The organism is Enterobacter sp. SCRI0065 (genome assembly GCF_059766475.1).
In genome coordinates this window covers 1-17,814 of sequence record NZ_JCBAJB010000013.1, presented here as the reverse complement: position 1 = coordinate 17,814, position 17,814 = coordinate 1, and the positions used below count along the sequence as shown (strand labels likewise).

Annotated in this window: 15 protein-coding genes; 7 read left to right on the top strand and 8 right to left on the bottom strand. The window is 52.3% G+C overall.

Annotated features, from left to right (window positions below; translation table 11 throughout):
* Nucleotides 1–8: 8 nt before the first annotated feature.
* Together AC6EMZ_RS21505 and AC6EMZ_RS21500 are read left to right on the top strand one after the other, a co-directional pair.
* Nucleotides 9–1,964: a glycoside hydrolase family 127 protein gene (locus AC6EMZ_RS21505; RefSeq protein WP_498404875.1), complete on the top strand. Its 1,956-nt coding sequence runs from the start codon at nt 9–11 to the stop codon at nt 1,962–1,964.
* A 181-nt stretch (nt 1,965–2,145) separates the two neighbouring features.
* Nucleotides 2,146–3,222 (top strand): type I restriction endonuclease, encoded by a 1,077-nt coding sequence (locus tag AC6EMZ_RS21500; protein ID WP_498404874.1) that lies wholly within the window; start codon nt 2,146–2,148, stop codon nt 3,220–3,222.
* 9 nt (nt 3,223–3,231) lie between these two features.
* Here AC6EMZ_RS21500 and AC6EMZ_RS21495 read toward each other — a convergent pair whose 3' ends face one another.
* Both AC6EMZ_RS21495 and AC6EMZ_RS21490 read right to left on the bottom strand, forming a co-directional pair.
* Nucleotides 3,232–3,636, bottom strand: a complete 405-nt coding sequence (locus tag AC6EMZ_RS21495; protein ID WP_498404873.1) for a type II toxin-antitoxin system HicB family antitoxin — start codon at nt 3,634–3,636, stop codon at nt 3,232–3,234.
* A gap of 370 nt (nt 3,637–4,006) precedes the next feature.
* A complete protein-coding gene (locus tag AC6EMZ_RS21490; RefSeq protein ID WP_498404872.1) occupies nt 4,007–4,747 on the bottom strand; it encodes a MipA/OmpV family protein in 741 nt (246 codons plus the stop codon).
* A gap of 119 nt (nt 4,748–4,866) precedes the next feature.
* Between AC6EMZ_RS21490 and AC6EMZ_RS21485 the strand changes: the two genes are divergently transcribed.
* Nucleotides 4,867–5,829: a LysR family transcriptional regulator gene (locus tag AC6EMZ_RS21485; RefSeq protein WP_498404871.1), complete on the top strand. Its 963-nt coding sequence runs from the start codon at nt 4,867–4,869 to the stop codon at nt 5,827–5,829.
* Here AC6EMZ_RS21485 and aldB read toward each other — a convergent pair.
* From aldB to AC6EMZ_RS21455, 6 genes are all read right to left on the bottom strand, one after another.
* Entirely contained in the window at nt 5,826–7,364 is a 1,539-nt protein-coding gene (gene aldB, locus AC6EMZ_RS21480; protein WP_498404870.1) for an aldehyde dehydrogenase AldB, read from the bottom strand. The two genes, AC6EMZ_RS21485 and aldB, sit on opposite strands and share 4 nt — an antisense overlap.
* Nucleotides 7,365–7,461: 97 nt before the next feature.
* Nucleotides 7,462–9,318, bottom strand: a complete 1,857-nt coding sequence (selB, locus tag AC6EMZ_RS21475) for a selenocysteine-specific translation elongation factor (protein ID WP_498404869.1) — start codon at nt 9,316–9,318, stop codon at nt 7,462–7,464.
* On the bottom strand, nt 9,315–10,700 hold the full coding sequence (gene selA, locus AC6EMZ_RS21470) for an L-seryl-tRNA(Sec) selenium transferase (RefSeq protein WP_498404868.1): 1,386 nt from the start codon (nt 10,698–10,700) through the stop codon (nt 9,315–9,317). The genes selB and selA overlap by 4 nt, the downstream gene beginning before the upstream one ends.
* Nucleotides 10,701–10,803: 103 nt before the next feature.
* The gene (locus AC6EMZ_RS21465) at nt 10,804–11,412 is read right to left on the bottom strand and encodes a glutathione S-transferase (protein WP_498404867.1); all 609 of its coding nucleotides are present in this window, start codon (nt 11,410–11,412) and stop codon (nt 10,804–10,806) included.
* 62 nt (nt 11,413–11,474) lie between these two features.
* The gene (locus AC6EMZ_RS21460) at nt 11,475–12,611 is read right to left on the bottom strand and encodes an HlyD family secretion protein (RefSeq protein WP_498404866.1); all 1,137 of its coding nucleotides are present in this window, start codon (nt 12,609–12,611) and stop codon (nt 11,475–11,477) included.
* 2 nt (nt 12,612–12,613) lie between these two features.
* Nucleotides 12,614–12,970 carry a DUF3302 domain-containing protein gene (locus AC6EMZ_RS21455; RefSeq protein ID WP_498404865.1) on the bottom strand — a complete coding sequence of 119 codons (357 nt, stop codon included), beginning with the start codon at nt 12,968–12,970 and terminating at the stop codon, nt 12,614–12,616.
* A 654-nt stretch (nt 12,971–13,624) separates the two neighbouring features.
* Here AC6EMZ_RS21455 and AC6EMZ_RS21450 point away from each other — a divergent pair.
* From AC6EMZ_RS21450 to AC6EMZ_RS21435, 4 genes are all read left to right on the top strand, one after another.
* Nucleotides 13,625–15,535 (top strand): PTS mannitol transporter subunit IICBA, encoded by a 1,911-nt coding sequence (locus AC6EMZ_RS21450; protein ID WP_498404864.1) that lies wholly within the window; start codon nt 13,625–13,627, stop codon nt 15,533–15,535.
* Between the two features lie 102 nt (nt 15,536–15,637).
* On the top strand, nt 15,638–16,786 hold the full coding sequence (gene mtlD / locus AC6EMZ_RS21445; protein ID WP_498404863.1) for a mannitol-1-phosphate 5-dehydrogenase: 1,149 nt from the start codon (nt 15,638–15,640) through the stop codon (nt 16,784–16,786).
* Nucleotides 16,786–17,376, top strand: coding sequence for a mannitol operon repressor MtlR (mtlR, locus tag AC6EMZ_RS21440; protein WP_498404862.1), 591 nt, complete (start codon nt 16,786–16,788; stop codon nt 17,374–17,376). Before mtlD ends, mtlR begins: the two co-directional genes overlap by 1 nt.
* A gap of 58 nt (nt 17,377–17,434) precedes the next feature.
* Entirely contained in the window at nt 17,435–17,797 is a 363-nt protein-coding gene (locus AC6EMZ_RS21435) for a YibL family ribosome-associated protein (RefSeq protein ID WP_498404860.1), read from the top strand.
* Nucleotides 17,798–17,814 lie beyond the last annotated feature (17 nt).

Sequence of the window (17,814 nt, the reverse complement as noted above, 5' to 3'; positions counted from 1 at the left end):
AGAACACGATGTCTATTATGGAACCCGACCTGCACAAGCTTAAAATTAACGATCCTTTTCTTGGCCAGTACCAGCAGTTGGTTCGTGATGTGGTTATCCCGTATCAATGGGATGCGCTAAACGATCGTATTCCGGAGGCGGAACCGAGCCATGCGATAACTAACTTCCGTATCGCAGCGGGCCTTGAGCAAGGGGAATTCTACGGCATGGTTTTCCAGGATAGTGACGTCGCAAAGTGGCTCGAAGCCGTGGCGTGGTCGCTATGCCAAAAGCCTGACCCAGCGCTTGAGAAAACCGCCGATGAGGTGATTGACGTGGTCGCCGCAGCACAGTGTGAAGATGGTTATCTCAATACTTACTTTACGGTCAAAGCACCCGGCGAGCGCTGGACCAATCTTGCAGAATGCCATGAGCTGTACTGTGCAGGGCACATGATTGAAGCCGGTGTGGCGTATTTCCAGGGCACCGGAAAGCGCCACTTGTTAGACGTGGTTTGCAAGCTGGCAGACCATATCGACAGCGTCTTCGGCCCTGCGGCTCACCAGTTGCACGGCTATCCAGGACATCCGGAAATTGAACTGGCGTTGATGCGGCTTTACGACGTTACGCAGGAGCCGCGCTATATGGCGTTGGTGAAATACTTCGTTGAAACGCGCGGCGCGCAGCCGCATTTTTACGATATCGAATATGAAAAGCGCGGTAAAACGTCGCACTGGCATAACTACGGCCCGGCATGGATGGTGAAGGACAAAGCTTACAGCCAGGCGCATCTGCCGCTTTCTGAACAACCCACCGCCATCGGCCATGCGGTGCGCTTTGTCTATCTCATGACCGGCGTGGCGCATCTGGCACGACTCAGTGATGACGAAAGCAAACGCCAGGATTGTTTACGACTGTGGAAAAATATGGCGCAACGCCAGCTCTATATTACCGGCGGGATTGGCTCGCAGAGCAGCGGTGAAGCCTTTAGCAACGATTATGACCTGCCGAATGACACCGTCTATGCAGAAAGCTGCGCCTCGATTGGCCTGATGATGTTCGCCCGCCGTATGCTGGAAATGGAGGCCGATAGCCAGTACGCGGACGTCATGGAGCGCGCACTCTACAACACTGTGCTGGGCGGCATGGCGCTGGATGGGAAACACTTCTTCTATGTCAATCCGCTGGAAATGCATCCTAAGTCATTGGCGTTTAACCATATCTACGATCACGTTAAACCGATCCGCCAGCGCTGGTTTGGCTGCGCATGTTGCCCACCAAATATCGCCCGCGTGCTGACGTCACTGGGACACTACCTCTACACCGCGCGCCCCGATGCACTCTTCATTAACCTGTATGTCGGCAACAGCATGGCAGTGCCGGTGGGTGATAAAGAACTGCAATTGCGTATTAGCGGCAACTATCCGTGGCACGAGCAGGTACAGATTGATATCACCTCACCCGTACCGGTTGAGCACACCCTCGCACTGCGACTGCCCGACTGGTGCGATAACCCACAGGTGGCGCTGAACGGCGAACCTGTGGCAGGTAATGTACAGCAGGGATATGTGTATCTTACCCGTCAGTGGCAGGAGGGTGATTCACTCATCTTAACGCTACCCATGCCGGTTCGACGCGTTTACGGCAATCCACGGGTTCGTCAACAGGCGGGAAAAGTCGCGCTGCAACGCGGTCCATTAGTGTATTGCCTCGAAGAGGCCGATAACGGTGCCGAGTTGCACAATCTGTCGCTGCCAGCCGAAAGTACGTTCAGCGTCTTTGAGGGGAAAGGATTGTTCTCCCATAAAATGCTGATTCAGGCCGAAGGTTTTGCTCGACGCGCCGTTGAATCAACAACACAACCGCTGTGGCAGTACGATCGCGCACCTGGCACGCGCCAACCACAGACGCTGACGTTTATTCCATGGTTTAGCTGGGCAAATCGCGGCGAAGGCGAGATGCGGATATGGGTGGATGAAATTTAATTAATATATTAATTGAAAGAGCCTGGTCCTGCCGGGCTTTCTTCAATTATAATATGTTTGTATAACTGTGATCATCACCTCGGAATTGTTTTTTTACGGCCCACCAAGCAGTCTCCTTATTGAACAACTCTTAATTTAATGCTATCCCATAAACACACACAGTAGAATATAAGGATTTGTCATGGAGTTTACGGAAAAGCTTAATGCACTATCAAATAAGATAAAACAACAAATCGGTGTCATTATTACTGAGGAAGCCACCAAAACAGCTTTTGTCATGCCATTTATTCATAATGTCTTAGGCTATGATGTTTTTGACCCTTCGGAGGTTACGCCAGAGTTCGTCTGCGACGTTGGGACTAAAAAAGGGGAAAAGATTGATTATGCAATCATGAAGAATAATGAAGTGCAAATTCTTATTGAATGCAAAAAGATTGGAGAGCCACTTAACATCAATCATGCGTCTCAACTATTTAGATACTTTCACGTAACAAACGCGCGAATATCAATATTAACGAATGGACAAATTTATAGATTTTATACCGACCTTGACGCACCAAATAAGATGGATGAGAAACCATTTTTGGAAGTGGATCTGTTGGATATAGATGAAAACATAATTCCAGAGATAAAAAAATTAACGAAAAACTCTTTTGACCTAGAGTCAATCATTAATGCTGCTGGCGAACTAAAATATGTTAGCCAAATCAAAAAAATATTGCACACTCAACTCACTAACCCTGAAGATGATTTTGTTAAGTTCTTCGCATCAAGAGTGTATGACGGCATACTCACGCAGAAAGTGAGAGAGTCATTTTTAAATCTCACCAAAAAAGCCGCCAGTCAATACATCAACGATCAGGTTAATGAGAGACTTAAATCTGCAATTACGGGGATTGCACCTGTAATTGTTGAACCTCAGGGTGAAATCCAACCACTGGATGATGAAGCGCCGAAAGATGAAAATGATGTGATAACCACCCAAGAAGAACTTGAGGGCTATCATATCGTCAAAGCGATCACTCGAGCAGTGCTTGATGCTCCGCGAATTACTCAGCGTGATACCAAAAGTTACTTTGGCATCCTTGTTGATGATAATAATCGTAAGCCCCTCTGCCGACTGCATTTCAATAGATCGCAAAAATACATTGGTCTCTTCGACATTGAAAAAAATGAGACGCGCCACCCAATAGCTTCTGTAGATGATATCTATTCCTTTACTGATATATTAAAAGCTACTGCAAGTCTCTATACCTAGAAACTGATTCTAAGGCAGCACACGTCGTGCTGCCTCTGCCAGAAAGGCGCTTCGGTTAGTGAACTGCGGATGCTCACTGACAAAAGAGTCGATCTTACTGAGTAAACGGCGCGGCATCGTAATATTAATACGCTCTGCCCTGCCGTCGAACTGTTTCATATTGATGTCCACCAGCAACCATTGCCCACCGATGTAATCTTCTGGCTTTGATTCAAGATGTGCTTCTACTACACCCGCCAGTGGCAATTCTTCGCCCATTTCACACAACGCTTCGAAGTGGGCAGTCAATGCACTGCGCGCATCCTGAAAAGCGTCATCCAGGGAATCCCCTGCAAAGAAACATCCCGGAACATCGGGGAAAAAACCGCTGGCACTTCCGTCTGAATCTGAATGTATATATGCCGGATAAAACATAACCACTCCTGCTACGCTAATGTTTGATACCCGCCATGACTGACGAGAAAGGTAATGACATCCGCACTTTTCACATCGCGATCCCTTCATAATTATACACACAATACACACCCATTTGGGTAATTTGAGATCACGTTATCGTGTTAAGAAAGCTGACGCACTTAGGTATTTTCAGAACAGGAAGGCACGACGAAAAAAGAAGGAGCAAGAGTATAAATTGCAGGAGGAGATGCTGTGTTACTCGCAATAAAATGCCCGGCGGCGCTACGCTTGAGTGGCCCTGTGTCGTAAACACAGCCAGATAAACGCAGCAGCTCCGGGCAAGTTAATCATGTGACTGCCCTCATCCCTGAGGACAGATTGATAACGCTTAGAAACGCCAGGTCATCCCGGTCATCACCACAAAGCTGTCTTCGCGATCGATCATCGGGCTGTTCTTTACGTCGTCAGGTAAAACGGTATAAAACGCACTGGCGTTGAGGAACAGGTTCTGCGTCAGTTGGTATTTTGCCACTACGCCAGCGTAAGGGTTCCAGCTGTCGCCTGCGGTGTAAGTATTCAGACCACTGCGACGCGATTCGCTACCCGAAACGCCGTAATAATAGTCGTTAAAGCTTTCGTCATAGTAGAACACGCCTACTGACGGGATCAGGGTCAGACGCTCCATGCGGATCGGGTGAAAATAAGAAATCTCACCGATCACACCGCCACTTTCATCCATCGCGTCCGCAGCGATGCCAAATTTCAGGCTACCCCAGCGTTCATGGCGATAGTATGCGCCCCCGATAAACGCCGAGGCTTTACGCTCATCAAGCTGTTTCATCGCATGGTCATCGTTGTCATCAGGGTCAAAGTGCAGCGGCATCCATGACGCCGTCAGGCTTAATTCATTCTTGCTGTCTTTCCAGAATGCCCAACCGGCTGTGCTCTGACGGATGTAGAAATTGTCACCTTCATAGCTGATTAACGGAATGGCAGTGGTATTTTCGTTATACCCTTTATAAGCAGACTCATTAAAAACAGCGCCCGCACCCAGTGATAACTCACCGGCCATCGCTGATGTTGCTGAAAATAATGTCGCGGCGATGAGTAAATTCTTTTTGATAGTCATTCCCTGTAATCCATTAAATGCCAAACGAGCGAAGCGCATAATAATGGTTACAAATTTGCCAATGCAACGATGCTGTTTATATAATATTATATATAAAATCATATAGATGAGCGTTTACGATGAATACGCTACAGATTAAACCGCGTGAGTTAAAAATTATCTCGGTGATCGCTGCAACGCGCAGTATTGGTGATGCTGCCGCCTTATTGGGTATGGCGCAGGCTAACGTGAGTAAATATTTGTCCGATTTTGAAATGCGGGTTGGACTTAAAGTCTTCGAGCGGACGACGCGACAGCTGGCGCTCACGCAGTTCGGAGAAGCGCTTTTACCCTACATCAATGCCTCACTGGATAAAAATAGCCAACTTATTAATTTCATTGCTGATTATAAGCATGAGAAGCGCGGGCGAGTTACCCTCTATGCCCCAACCGGCATCGTGACGTATCTGGCTCGCCACGTGATACACCAGATAGAAGATATCGGTGATATCCGTCTTTGTTTAAAAACCTATAATCTTGAGCGCAATGAATACGCGGAGGGCGTTTCATTCCCCGACGACTGCGATATATTAATTACCTATGCGCAACCGAAGGATGAAAACCTGGTCGCGAGCGTATTGACAAAATATTCCGTCACCGCCTTTGCCTCACCGGAATATATCAGCAAACATCCTATTAAAAGTCCGGATGATTTAATTAACCACTCGTGTATCTTGATTGACTCTATGATTGTCGATGATGCCAACATATGGCGTTTCCGCGTACACGGTAGTGAAGATGTGCGCGACTATAAAGTGATGGGTAATTATATCTGTGACAATACGCAAACCGCGCTGGAATTAGCCCGCAATCATCTCGGAATCGTGTTTGCACCCAAAGAGAGTCTTAAAAAAGAGATTATTCTTGGGACCTTAATGCCCTGCTTCTCCCATCAGGAAGAGTGGTGGCTCGACCTAACGGCCATCTTCCGCAAACGTGAGTATCAGCCGTGGCGCGTACAGTATGTTCTGGACGGCGTGTTGAACTCCTTACGCCAGCAAATTGAACAGGCCACCGATCGGCGGCCTGCTCTGGATCGTTAGAACAGTCCTAACGGCTTGTCGGAATAACTGACCAGCAGGCATTTCGTCTGCTGGTAATGATCCAACATCATCTTATGTGTTTCACGCCCAATACCTGACTGCTTATATCCGCCGAAGGCCGCATGAGCGGGATAGGCGTGATAACAGTTAGTCCAGACGCGCCCGGCCTGAATACCGCGCCCCATTTTATACGCCAGATTGCCATTGCGACTCCAGACGCCAGCGCCCAGGCCATATTGCGTATCGTTGGCCAACTCCAGCGCTTCTTCCATGGTTTTAAACGTTGTCACCGCCAACACCGGGCCAAAGATTTCCTCCTGGAAGACCCGCATATTATTTTTGCCGTACAGAATGGTTGGCTCGAGGTAATAACCGTCTTTCAAGTCGCCTTCCAGCATTTTACGGCGGCCTCCGGTCAGCACATCCGCGCCCTCTTTTTTGCCAATGTCGATATAGTTAAGGATGGTTTCCAATTGCCCATGAGAAACCTGCGCCCCCATCTGGGTGACGCTATCCAGCGGGTTGCCGCTGCGAATAGACTCTACTCGGCGGATCGCACGTTCCATAAAGCGCTCATAAATTGATTCCTGCACCAGCGCCCGGCTTGGGCAGGTACAGACTTCGCCCTGGTTAAAGGCAAACAGCGCGAACCCTTCCAGCGCTTTGTCGAAGAAAGCGTCCTCTTCATCCATCACGTCGGCAAAGAAGATGTTGGGCGATTTGCCGCCCAGCTCCAGGGTGACAGGAATAATGTTCTGCGTGGCGTACTGCATGATCTGCTGACCGACTTCGGTCGAACCGGTAAACGCCACTTTTGCGATACGTTTAGAAGTGGCCAGATACTCGCCAATTTCACCGCCCGCGCCGTTGACCACGTTAATGACGCCCGGCGGGATCAGATCGCCGATGATTTCCATCAACAACAACACCGACAGCGGCGTTAATCGCGCGGGCTTGAGCACCACACAGTTACCTGCGGCCAGCGCGGGTGCCATTTTCCAGCTCGCCATCAGCAACGGGAAGTTCCACGGGATAATTTGCCCGACCACGCCGAGCGGTTCATGGAAATGGTAGGCAACGGTTTCACTGTCGACTTCGCTTATCCCGCCCTCCTGGGCGCGAATACAAGAGGCAAAATAGCGGAAGTGATCGATAGCCAGCGGCACGTCGGCCGCCGTGGTTTCACGGATTGGTTTGCCGTTATCCCACGTTTCTGCGGCGGCCAGCAGCTCAATATTTTGCTCCATCCGATCGGCAATTTTGAACAGGATGGCAGCCCGGTCCTGAATAGAGGTATGCGCCCATTGGTCTTTGATCTTATGCGCCGCATCCAGCGCCAGATCGATGTCTTTTTTACCTGAGCTCGCAATTTCGCACAGTGGTTGACCGGTCACTGGCGTCAAATTTGAATAGTATTCGCCGTCGACGGGTGCGACCCAACCCCCGCCGATAAAGTTGTCATAGCGGGGTTTGAGCTTGAGGGGATAACCATACTCGCCGGGCTGAATACGCGTTGAGGGAGGATTATTTGTCATGACCGTCTCCTTGCTGTGGGTGTCTAACAAGGGTAGTCACGACTGGTGATTTTCTCGCCAGCCGCTTACGGCTTTACGATGGGTATCACGGATTACCTTACTTGATGTCCGACTCCTCCGGGAAAAGCATCGCATCGCGCAGCAGATGATCGTTACCGCGACGCCGTGTAAAACCGATTCGGTTGAAGTATTCCAGAATCTGAATCGCCAGCTTACGCCCCACGTTGAGCCGATCGCGGAAGTCCGCAGCACAGGTTGATCCCTTCTCCTGATCCAGCCCGCGGATCAAACTGGCAAAGGTCACGATGCGATCGTTACGGTAATAACGATCCTTCACGATCGCCGTTATCAGCCCTTGCTGAGCGGCAAAACGTAACACCTGGCGCATCGTTTGTTCATCTGCGCCGGTCTGTTGGGCCAGGTCGCGCACCCACCACGGGTCATCACCAAACAGCGGTGCCGCTTTTTGCCATATCGCTTCTTGCTCTGGAGTAAACCCAGCTTTGTGATCTGGCAGATGCAGCCAGCCATGATGACTATGGATAACGCCGCTCTCACGCATCTTCTCGATGAGCAGCAGAACCAGCGCGTCGTCTTCCATAGGCAACGCCATACGGCGCAGTCGCTCACGCCCCGGTCCTGGTTCGTCCTGATGCTGCTCGTGGTAGGTCGCAAGCGTAGTGAGCACCTTACGCTGCCAGCGGGCGGCAACCGGCGCGTTAAGCAGGCTGTATCCGGCCTGAATAAAGCCTGGCTGCTGGGTGAGCCTACGCAACCCCTCACCGCTCAACTGACGCGCCCAGGCGAAATCAGCGAGATTAACCGCCCCACGTTCGAGATGCACCGCCAGTGCGGCATTGTCGTCTTCTGCCTGCGCAAGCGATGCCAGCCACTGCAAATACTCTGGTTTGCGTTTGCCGCGACGTGGCGAGTTAAGCGTCACCACCCGCGCGCCTGCAAGGGTTACCCGCGCCGAGATATCGCGCAGGACCAGCCTGTCGTCATCGGCAAGCCAAAGTGGAGAATCGAAGACCAGTTCCGCCAGACTGTTTTCCAGCAATGACACACGGCCAGTGACATGGCTGGCGGCATGGTGGATATGCAGCGGCTGCCATTGCGTCAAAGGCGTGTGGGCCTGCAAAGCCACAATCACGCGTTCTGATGGTTCCGGCGGCACGTCTGCCAGCAACCAATCGCCACGGTTGAGCTGTTCTTTTTCGGCATCACCGGCAATGTTCAGCGCGATACGTTGTCCAGCACAGGCACGCTCAGCGGGCTGATTCTGGGCATGCAGGCCACGCACGCGCATCGGTTTGTCCACGCCAGTGAGCCAAAGGTTGTCGCCTACATTCACTTCACCGCCGAGCGCTGTGCCCGTCACCACCAGCCCCGTACCTTTAACGGTAAACGCCCGGTCGACTGCCAGACGGAAGCGACGCTCGCTGGCGTGTTCACGCGAAGTAAGTTGCAATAAATGGGCGCGAAGTTCGTCAATACCGCGCCCATCTGTCGCAGCCGTAACAATAAACGATGCGCCGCTAAAACCGTATTCGCGCAGAGCCATTTCCGTCTGTTCACGCACATCGCGAATACGCGATTCATCTACGCGATCGGCTTTCGTCAGCGCGACCGTCAGCTGCGGTTTACCCGTCAGTTGCAGGATGGCCAAATGCTCGCGGGTTTGCGCCATCACACCGTCGTCGCAGGCGACCACCAGCAGTGCGTGGTCGATTCCGCCAACGCCCGCCAGCATATTCGAAAGAAACTTTTCATGACCGGGCACGTCGATAAAACCCAGCACGCGTCCATCCGGCTGCGGCCAGTAGGCATAGCCAAGATCGATGGTCATGCCGCGCTTTTTCTCTTCCGGAAGACGGTCGGCGTTTACGCCAGTGATCGCCTGTAAAAGGGTCGTTTTTCCATGGTCGACATGACCAGCCGTCGCAATAATCATTTCAACATCATCTCCAGAAAACGGGCTTCATCTTCAAGACAGCGTAGATCCAGCCACAGGCGACCATCAGAGATACGTCCGATGACCGGTGTGGGCAAGGCGCGCCAGCGCGCGGATAAGGCTTCAAGCTGGCTACCGCGCCCATCGCGAGGGGTAAAGGTCAGCGCCGCGCTGGGTAATCTATCGACCGGGAGCGATCCGCTGCCAATCTGCGACTGACAGGACTCCAGACGAACGTCAAAATCGGCGTAATGCGGGGCGATGTGGGCCAGCAATAATTCGCCCTGCGCGCGGATAGAGGCTGCATCTCGGGATAACAAGCGCAGCGTCGGCAGGCGTTCGGACAGTGTTTCAGGATGGAGATAAAGTCGTAGCGTGGCTTCAAGCGCCGCCAGCGTCATCTTATCGGCGCGCAGTGCGCGTTTCAGCGGATGCTGTTGGAGCTTTGCAATCAGCTCGCGTTTGCCGACGACAATACCAGCCTGTGGGCCGCCTAATAATTTATCGCCGGAGAAACTCACCAGGCTCACCCCAGCGGCGATCATCTCCTGCGGCATCGGCTCTTTTGGTAAACCATATTGACTCAGATCGACCAGCGAGCCGCTGCCCAGATCCGCAATGACCGGCACGTTTACCTCGCGGCCAATATCCGCCAGTTCAGCCTCTTCTACCGTTTTGGTAAAGCCTTCAACCTGATAATTGCTGGTGTGGACCTTCATCAGCAGGGCAGTATTTTCATTGACTGCCGCGCGATAGTCTTTGGCATGGGTTCGGTTCGTCGTGCCGACTTCATGCAGTGTGCAACCGGCCTGGCGCATCACATCCGGGATGCGGAACGCGCCGCCGATTTCCACCAGCTCGCCACGCGATACCACCACTTCTTTGCCGCTTGCGGTGGCCGCCAGCATCAGCAGGACGGCTGCCGCGTTGTTATTCACAATACAGGCGTCTTCAGCACCGGTTATCTGGCACAGCAAATCCGCCAGCGCCCGATCGCGATGTCCGCGCCCCGCGCCGTCCAAATCGTACTCCAGCGTCACGGGCGATCGCATCGCCTGCGTCACGGCGTCAATCGCCCCTTCAGCCTGCTGCGCACGACCTAAATTGGTGTGCAGCACCGTTCCCGTCAGGTTAATCACTGGACGCAACGCGCTCTGCGCCGTTACGGCGAATCGGCTTTCCACTTCCCGCGCCCAGTCGGAACACCACTGCGGCAACGTATTGTGCGTCTGGATATGCAGGCGGGCCTCATCCTGTAACGTGCGTAATAGCGTGACGGTGCGAGTATGACCCAGCTTTTCAACAACGGACGTGAACCGGGGATCGCGAAGCAGGCGATCGGTTGCGGGGATCTGGCTGTAAAGAGAACGATCAGTAGTCATTAAAGTGCCTGGCGGTTGGATTGCTTTCCCCCTCCGCCTGGGAGAGGGAGCCAATGTGCGGAGGGATTGTACAGCGTCTGGCAGTGAAGTGTTATAACCCGTATCAAGCCTTTGGCGGTTCAGTACGGGCAAAGCTTTCGCGCTCAAACAGCGTCTCGGCAAGCTTAACCAGCAGCGGGCGCTCAACGCACCAGCCGGGCGATACCCGACGGAAATTGAGATAACCAATGGCGCAGGCAACGGCAATCGTCGCCAGATTCAGGGTATCGGTGCTCATTTTACCGTCGCGAATAAGCTGCTCGCACAGGTCCAGGCTACGGCTGATTTTCTCGCGCTGGCGAAGCAGTTCGGTTTCTGACTGCTGGGCAATCGGGCGAGCCTGCTCGCGAACCGAGACCAGCGCGGCATCCATAATGCCGTCTGCCAGCGCTTCGATTTGCTTAATCTCTAACGCCGCTTTCGGTTCTCGCGGCAGCATGGCCGGGGCAATACCGAGCAGTTCGATATATTCCGCAACGATCGGGGAGTCAAACCAGGTTTCGCCATCATCGGTGACCAGTGCCGGAACTTTGCCTAACGGATTGTACTGCGCGACTCCGTTTTCAGCGTGGTAAGGCTGCTCGTTGACGAACTCGAAGGTGATGCCTTTCTCCAGCAGGAGAATTGAAATTTTACGCACGAATGGACTGGTATAACTGCCGATGAGTTTCATTGCCTGATCCTTGATGCTCCCAAAAGGGTAAGTATGGATCAGGCAATGAAAAAAGCAGAACGTTAGTGGTCGAGGTAGAGGTAATGCATCCAGCTGGTCATGCGTAACAGCACTTTTCGCATCACCGACACGTGCGAGAAGTGATCGGAGTACACCGCAACCTGGGCGTATATACCATCCGGCAGCGCTTCAACTTCGGCATTAGGTTCCAGTTCAATGGTGCCCAATACCCCATCGGTTCCCGGAATCACCGTTAAGGACTGCAACGCACCCTGAGCCTGATACGACCCGCCTGGCACCACGGGCAAAATACTGGTGAGTTTGCCGCTGAAGACCTGCCCCGGGAGGGCATTAAATACCACTTCCGCTTCATCGCCCGGTTTCAGACGCAGCAGCGAGTTCTGACGGAACTGCGCCACAATCAGGCGTTTCTGTTCAGGAATAAAGACCATCACCGGACGCAGCGGCAAAGCAGCCGCATAGGTGCCCGGACGAATGAGCACCTGCGTGACGTAGCCATTGCTTGGCGCACGCACCACCGTCTGATCGAGATTGTATTTGGCTTCGCTCAATTGGGCGCGTAGGGACGCAATTTGCGACTGCTCACCGTTGACCGTGCTGTCTAACTGGCTCTGAATTTGCGTCTGATCGGCAATGGAAGCCTTCACCATGGCATCCTGCGCCAGATAGTTTTGACGGGCGTTATCAATATCGCTTTCAGAGAAGGGGTTAACCTTCGCCCGGCTGCCTTTCAGGTAGCGCTGGTAATCTTTATACAGACGGTCGCGTTCAGCCGAGACCTGCGTGGTATTGGCCTGCGCTTCAGAAAGTTGCGCTTTAAGTACCTCAATATTGTGCGTCGCGGTCACCAGGTCGGCCTGTAGTCGGTCGACACGCGCCTGATAGCGGCCGGGGTCAAGTTTAAATAACACTTCGCCTTTTTTAATGAGCTGGTTATTTTTATCCGTTATCTCGCTAACGATTCCCGTCACCTGCGGCGTAATTGGGATCGAAATAACCGCTTTTTGCGCAGTGTAGGTATACGGATGGTTATAATTCATCAACAGAATCAGACCCGCCACAATAAATACTCCACCCAAGGCGGCGGTAGAAAGCGTCCACTGGTTAACCGGAATGCGGAATATTTTAAAAATCGCCCAGGCAAAGGCTACATAGGTCAATATAATTAATAGATCCATGATTAACGCTCCGACGTATTTTTAACGGCGGGTATATGTACCGCAGCCAGCTTTTGTTCCAGTTCAGCCACGCGCTGCGAGAGCGCGTCGATGTCGGGCTTTTGCTCGGGAGGTGCACCATGATTTTGCATGCCCCAGCCCCGCTCAGGCTGGTACAGCGTGGCCCAAATCCACAGGAACGGCCAGATAACATGAAGCGTAAAAAGACTCACCCAACCGGCGGTATGAATCGCATCGGCGTGGGGATGGTTGCGCTTTTTAGCCATCAAATACGGGATATCATGGATCGCAATGATTCCATAAAACAGAACCAGGAAAACGAAAATCAACACACCCAGCGCAAAATAGTTGAGAAACATATTCGCCTCACTATAAACTTCGTCAACTCATTTAAATAATAAAATGGTAAGCAACCAAATTAATTCGCTTTAAGCACAGCAATCTGCGCTTATATTTCAGAGCCGGGGAGTATGGTTTTTTATTATATCTCCATGCAAGTTTATAAGCGTGACAAAATATATCCTGAATAATAATACACTTAAGTTTACAGTATGAGCGTAATCCAGGTTTGTCGTTTTCGCCATAACACAAAGTGAGAATGATGCTTAGCTTTGCGTGTCGCTTAATCCTGGCGTTGAACCCTGACACAGAGTTTGCCGTCGATCACATCCAGAGAAATCTGCATAAAAATATTTTGTGAAACCAGTCACAATACCCAAACAAACCCGCAAGATTGAAATGTGACAACCGTCACAAATAAGCATCAGATCCGCTGTTTTTGTACCCGCTGTATTTTTTTCATACTCCATTTTTGTGATAGCGATCACTTCATTAATCTCTGTACCCCCTACATTTACGTGATTGAGATCACACAAATTTTCGCTGTCTGGACAGTTGAACGATTCGGTGCCAGATTTCACAGCATCAGAACAGGGCTCGGCACCTCTGCCGCCGTGTATTAACAATAAACCTCGGGCCATAAGCCTAAGCGTAACCAGAAGAAGGGGTGTTATATGTCATCCGATTTCAAGATCAAAGTACAAAGCTTTGGTCGTTTCCTCAGCAACATGGTGATGCCAAATATCGGCGCGTTTATCGCGTGGGGTATCATCACGGCATTATTTATTCCGACAGGGTGGTTGCCGAGCGAAACGCTGGCGAAACTGGTTGGCCCAATGATTACCTATCTGCTGCCGCTGCTCATCGGTTATACCGGTGGTCGTCTGGTTGGCGGTGACCGCGGTGGCGTGGTCGGTGCGATCACCACCATGGGCGTGATCGTCGGTGCAGATATGCCGATGTTCCTCGGCGCAATGATTGCCGGTCCTCTGGGCGGCTGGGCGATTAAGAAATTCGACGTCTGGGTTGATGGCAAAATCAAATCCGGCTTTGAAATGCTGGTGAACAACTTCTCCGCTGGCATCATTGGTATGATCCTGGCGATTCTGGCATTCCTTGGCATTGGCCCTGCGGTTGAAGTGCTGTCCAAAGTGCTGGCTGCTGGCGTTAACTTCATGGTCGTGCACGACATGTTGCCGCTGGCGTCCATCTTTGTTGAACCGGCGAAAATCCTGTTCCTCAATAACGCCATCAACCACGGTATCTTCTCGCCGCTGGGCATTCAGCAGTCTCATGAGCTTGGCAAATCAATCTTCTTCCTGATTGAAGCGAACCCAGGTCCGGGTATGGGCGTTCTGCTCGCCTACATGTTCTTCGGTCGTGGCAGCGCTAAACAGTCTGCTGGCGGCGCGGCTATCATCCACTTCCTGGGCGGTATCCACGAAATTTACTTCCCGTATGTGCTGATGAACCCACGTCTGATCCTGGCCGTTATCCTCGGTGGTATGACTGGCGTGTTCACGCTGAGCGTGCTGGGCGGCGGTCTGGTTTCTCCTGCTTCCCCTGGTTCTATCCTGGCAGTGCTGGCGATGACGCCAAAAGGTGCATACTTCGCGAACATCGCAGCCATCTGTGCCGCGATGGCCGTCTCCTTCGTTGTCTCCGCTATCCTGCTGAAAACCAGCAAAGTGAAAGAAGAAGACGATATCGAAGCAGCGACTCGTCGTATGCATGACATGAAATCTGAATCCAAAGGTGCTGCCACGCCGCTGTCTGCGGGTGAGGTCTCTAACGACCTGAGCCACGTGCGCAAAATCATCGTGGCGTGTGATGCGGGTATGGGTTCAAGCGCGATGGGCGCTGGCGTATTGCGCAAAAAAGTGCAGGATGCGGGCCTGACCCACATCTCCGTCACCAACAGCGCGATTAACAGCCTGCCACCGGACGTCGACCTGGTGATCACACACCGCGATCTGACCGAACGTGCGATGCGTCAGGTTCCTCAGGCGCAGCATATTTCGCTGACGAACTTCCTCGACAGCGGCTTGTACAGCAGCCTGACTGAACGTCTGGTTGCCGCGCAACGCCACACCGACAATGCAGTGAAAGTGCGTGATAGCCTGAAAGACAGCTTTGATCCAAACGACAGTCACCTGTTTAAACTGGGTGCGGAGAATATCTTCCTGGGATGCACAGCGAGCCACAAAGAAGACGCGATTCGCTTTGCGGGTGAGCAGCTGGTGAAGGGCGGCTACGTTGAGCCAGAATACGTTGATGCGATGCTGGAACGTGAAAAGCTGACGCCGACCTACCTGGGCGAGTCTATCGCGGTTCCACACGGTACGGTTGAAGCGAAAGACCGCGTGCTGAAAACCGGCGTAGTGTTCTGTCAGTATCCAGCAGGTGTGCGCTTCGGTGAAGAAGAAGACGACATTGCCCGCCTGGTGATTGGTATCGCCGCTCGCAATAACGAGCACATCCAGGTGATTACCAGTCTTACCAACGCGCTGGATGATGAATCCGTTATCGAGCGTCTGTCTCAGACCACAAGCGTTGAAGAAGTGCTGGCACTGCTGAACAAGTAAGTTCCGACCTATCCCCTCTCCCTTTGGGGAGAGGGCTAGGGTGAGGGGAAAAGTTCCTCACCCCAGCCCTCTCGGGTAAAAACATTGATGAAGGTGAATACGATGAAAGCATTACATTTTGGCGCAGGGAACATTGGTCGTGGCTTTATCGGCAAACTGCTGGCAGACGCGGGCATTACGCTGACATTCGCCGATGTGAACCAGGTTGTGCTCGATGCCCTGAATGACCGTCATAGCTATCAGGTCCACGTTGTGGGCGAGAACGAACAGGTTGAAACCGTGTCTGGCGTCAACGCCGTCAGCAGCATTGGCGACGACGTTGTGGATTTGATTGCCAGCGTCGATCTGGTCACGACCGCCGTGGGCCCGGTTGTGCTTGAGCGTATTGCTCCAGCCGTGGCAAAAGGCCTGGCAAAGCGCAAAGCGCAGGGCAACGACGCTCCGCTGAACATTATCGCCTGTGAGAACATGGTGCGCGGCACCACCCAGTTGAAAGGGCACGTTCTGGCCGCCGTGGCTGACGAAGACAAAGCCTGGGTCGAAGCGCACGTGGGCTTCGTTGATTCCGCCGTTGACCGTATCGTTCCGCCGTCCGAATCTGCCACCAACGACCCGCTGGAAGTCACCGTTGAAACCTTCAGCGAGTGGATTGTTGATAAGACTCAGTTTAAAGGCGCGCTGCCGACTATTCCGGGTATGGAATTAACTGATAACCTGATGGCATTTGTCGAACGCAAACTCTTCACGCTGAACACCGGGCATGCTATAACCGCGTACCTCGGAAAATTGGCCGGTCATCAGACCATTCGTGACGCGATTCTCGACGAGAAAATCCGCGCTGTGGTAAAAGGTGCGATGGATGAGAGCGGCGCGGTACTGATCAAACGCTACGGTTTTGATGCTGAGAAACATGCGGCATACATTCAGAAAATCCTCGGTCGTTTTGAAAACCCGTATCTGAAAGATGACGTCGAGCGTGTGGGCCGTCAGCCGCTGCGTAAACTGAGCGCGGGCGATCGTCTGATTAAGCCGCTGCTAGGCACGCTAGAGTACGGTCTGCCGCATGCCAACCTGGTGAAAGGGATTGCTGGCGCGATGCATTATCGCAGCGAGCAAGATCCGCAGGCCATTGAACTGGCGCAGCTGATCGACGCCAAAGGCCCTCAGGCCGCACTGGCAGAAGTGTCTGGTCTTGAGGCCAGCAGTGACGTGGTTGTGGAGGCAGTAGCCGCATATAACGCAACCAAATAATGATGCAGGCTCTGGCGCAGGTCATCCTGCGCCCGAACGATAGATTGTCAGATATGCAGGCAATAATGGAACAAACCCAGGCCTTTGAAAATCGTGTGCTTGAGCGTCTGAATGCTGGCAAAACCGTACGAAGTTTCCTGATTGCCGCCGTCGAGTTGTTGACCGAGGCGGTGAATATTCTGGTTCTTCAGGTGTTTCGCAAAGACGACTACGCGGTAAAATATGCTGTAGAACCGTTACTGGACGGAGATGGACCGCTGGGCGATTTGTCAGTGCGCCTAAAGTTAATTTATGGTCTTGGCGTGCTCAGCAGACACGAATATGAAGACGCGGAGCTGCTAATGGCCCTGCGGGAAGAGTTGAATCACGACGGTAATGAATATACGTTTACCGATGACGAAATTCTTGGACCGTTTGGCGAATTACACTGCGTAGCCGCCCTGCCTCCTGCGCCTCATTTCGATAACAGCGATCCTGAACTGTATGCGATGCAAAAGCTTCGTTATCAACAGGTTGTGCGATCTACTATGGTCCTTTCCCTGACTGAGCTGATTTCCCGAATCAGCTTAAAAAAAGCGTTTCAGAAGTAAGAAAGCGCGCATTGGTGTATCCTTCCTGTCATTCCCCCCGATTTTAGAGCTATATGTGATGAAAGAAGTCGAAAAGAACGAAATTAAACGCCTGAGCGACCGCCTGGATCTGATCCGCCACCAGCAAGCCGATATGTCTCTGGTCGAAGCCGCAGACAAATATGCCGAGCTTGAAAAAGAGGTCGCCACGATCGAAGCCGAACTTGAGCGTCTGCGTGCGGTTAAAGGCCACAAGCTGAGCAAAGAAGCGCAAAAGCTGATGGCTATGCCGCATCGCCGTGCGATCACCAAAAAAGAGCAGGCCGATATGGGCAAGCTGAAAAAAACCGTGCGCGGGATTATTGTTGTTCATCCGATGACGGAACTGGGTCGCGAAATGGACCTGAAAGAAATGACCGGTTTTGCGAATACGGCGTTCTGATTCCCCTCTCCCCGCCC

Coding starts and splice junctions, on each gene's coding strand:
- AC6EMZ_RS21505 (WP_498404875.1), top strand. CDS start 9: ATGTCTATTATGGAACCCGACCTGCACAAGCTTAAAATTAACGATCCT.
- AC6EMZ_RS21500 (WP_498404874.1), top strand. CDS start 2,146: ATGGAGTTTACGGAAAAGCTTAATGCACTATCAAATAAGATAAAACAA.
- AC6EMZ_RS21495 (WP_498404873.1), bottom strand. CDS start 3,636: ATGTTTTATCCGGCATATATACATTCAGATTCAGACGGAAGTGCCAGC.
- AC6EMZ_RS21490 (WP_498404872.1), bottom strand. CDS start 4,747: ATGACTATCAAAAAGAATTTACTCATCGCCGCGACATTATTTTCAGCA.
- AC6EMZ_RS21485 (WP_498404871.1), top strand. CDS start 4,867: ATGAATACGCTACAGATTAAACCGCGTGAGTTAAAAATTATCTCGGTG.
- aldB (WP_498404870.1), bottom strand. CDS start 7,364: ATGACAAATAATCCTCCCTCAACGCGTATTCAGCCCGGCGAGTATGGT.
- selB (WP_498404869.1), bottom strand. CDS start 9,318: ATGATTATTGCGACGGCTGGTCATGTCGACCATGGAAAAACGACCCTT.
- selA (WP_498404868.1), bottom strand. CDS start 10,700: ATGACTACTGATCGTTCTCTTTACAGCCAGATCCCCGCAACCGATCGC.
- AC6EMZ_RS21465 (WP_498404867.1), bottom strand. CDS start 11,412: ATGAAACTCATCGGCAGTTATACCAGTCCATTCGTGCGTAAAATTTCA.
- AC6EMZ_RS21460 (WP_498404866.1), bottom strand. CDS start 12,611: ATGGATCTATTAATTATATTGACCTATGTAGCCTTTGCCTGGGCGATT.
- AC6EMZ_RS21455 (WP_498404865.1), bottom strand. CDS start 12,970: ATGTTTCTCAACTATTTTGCGCTGGGTGTGTTGATTTTCGTTTTCCTG.
- AC6EMZ_RS21450 (WP_498404864.1), top strand. CDS start 13,625: ATGTCATCCGATTTCAAGATCAAAGTACAAAGCTTTGGTCGTTTCCTC.
- mtlD (WP_498404863.1), top strand. CDS start 15,638: ATGAAAGCATTACATTTTGGCGCAGGGAACATTGGTCGTGGCTTTATC.
- mtlR (WP_498404862.1), top strand. CDS start 16,786: ATGATGCAGGCTCTGGCGCAGGTCATCCTGCGCCCGAACGATAGATTG.
- AC6EMZ_RS21435 (WP_498404860.1), top strand. CDS start 17,435: ATGAAAGAAGTCGAAAAGAACGAAATTAAACGCCTGAGCGACCGCCTG.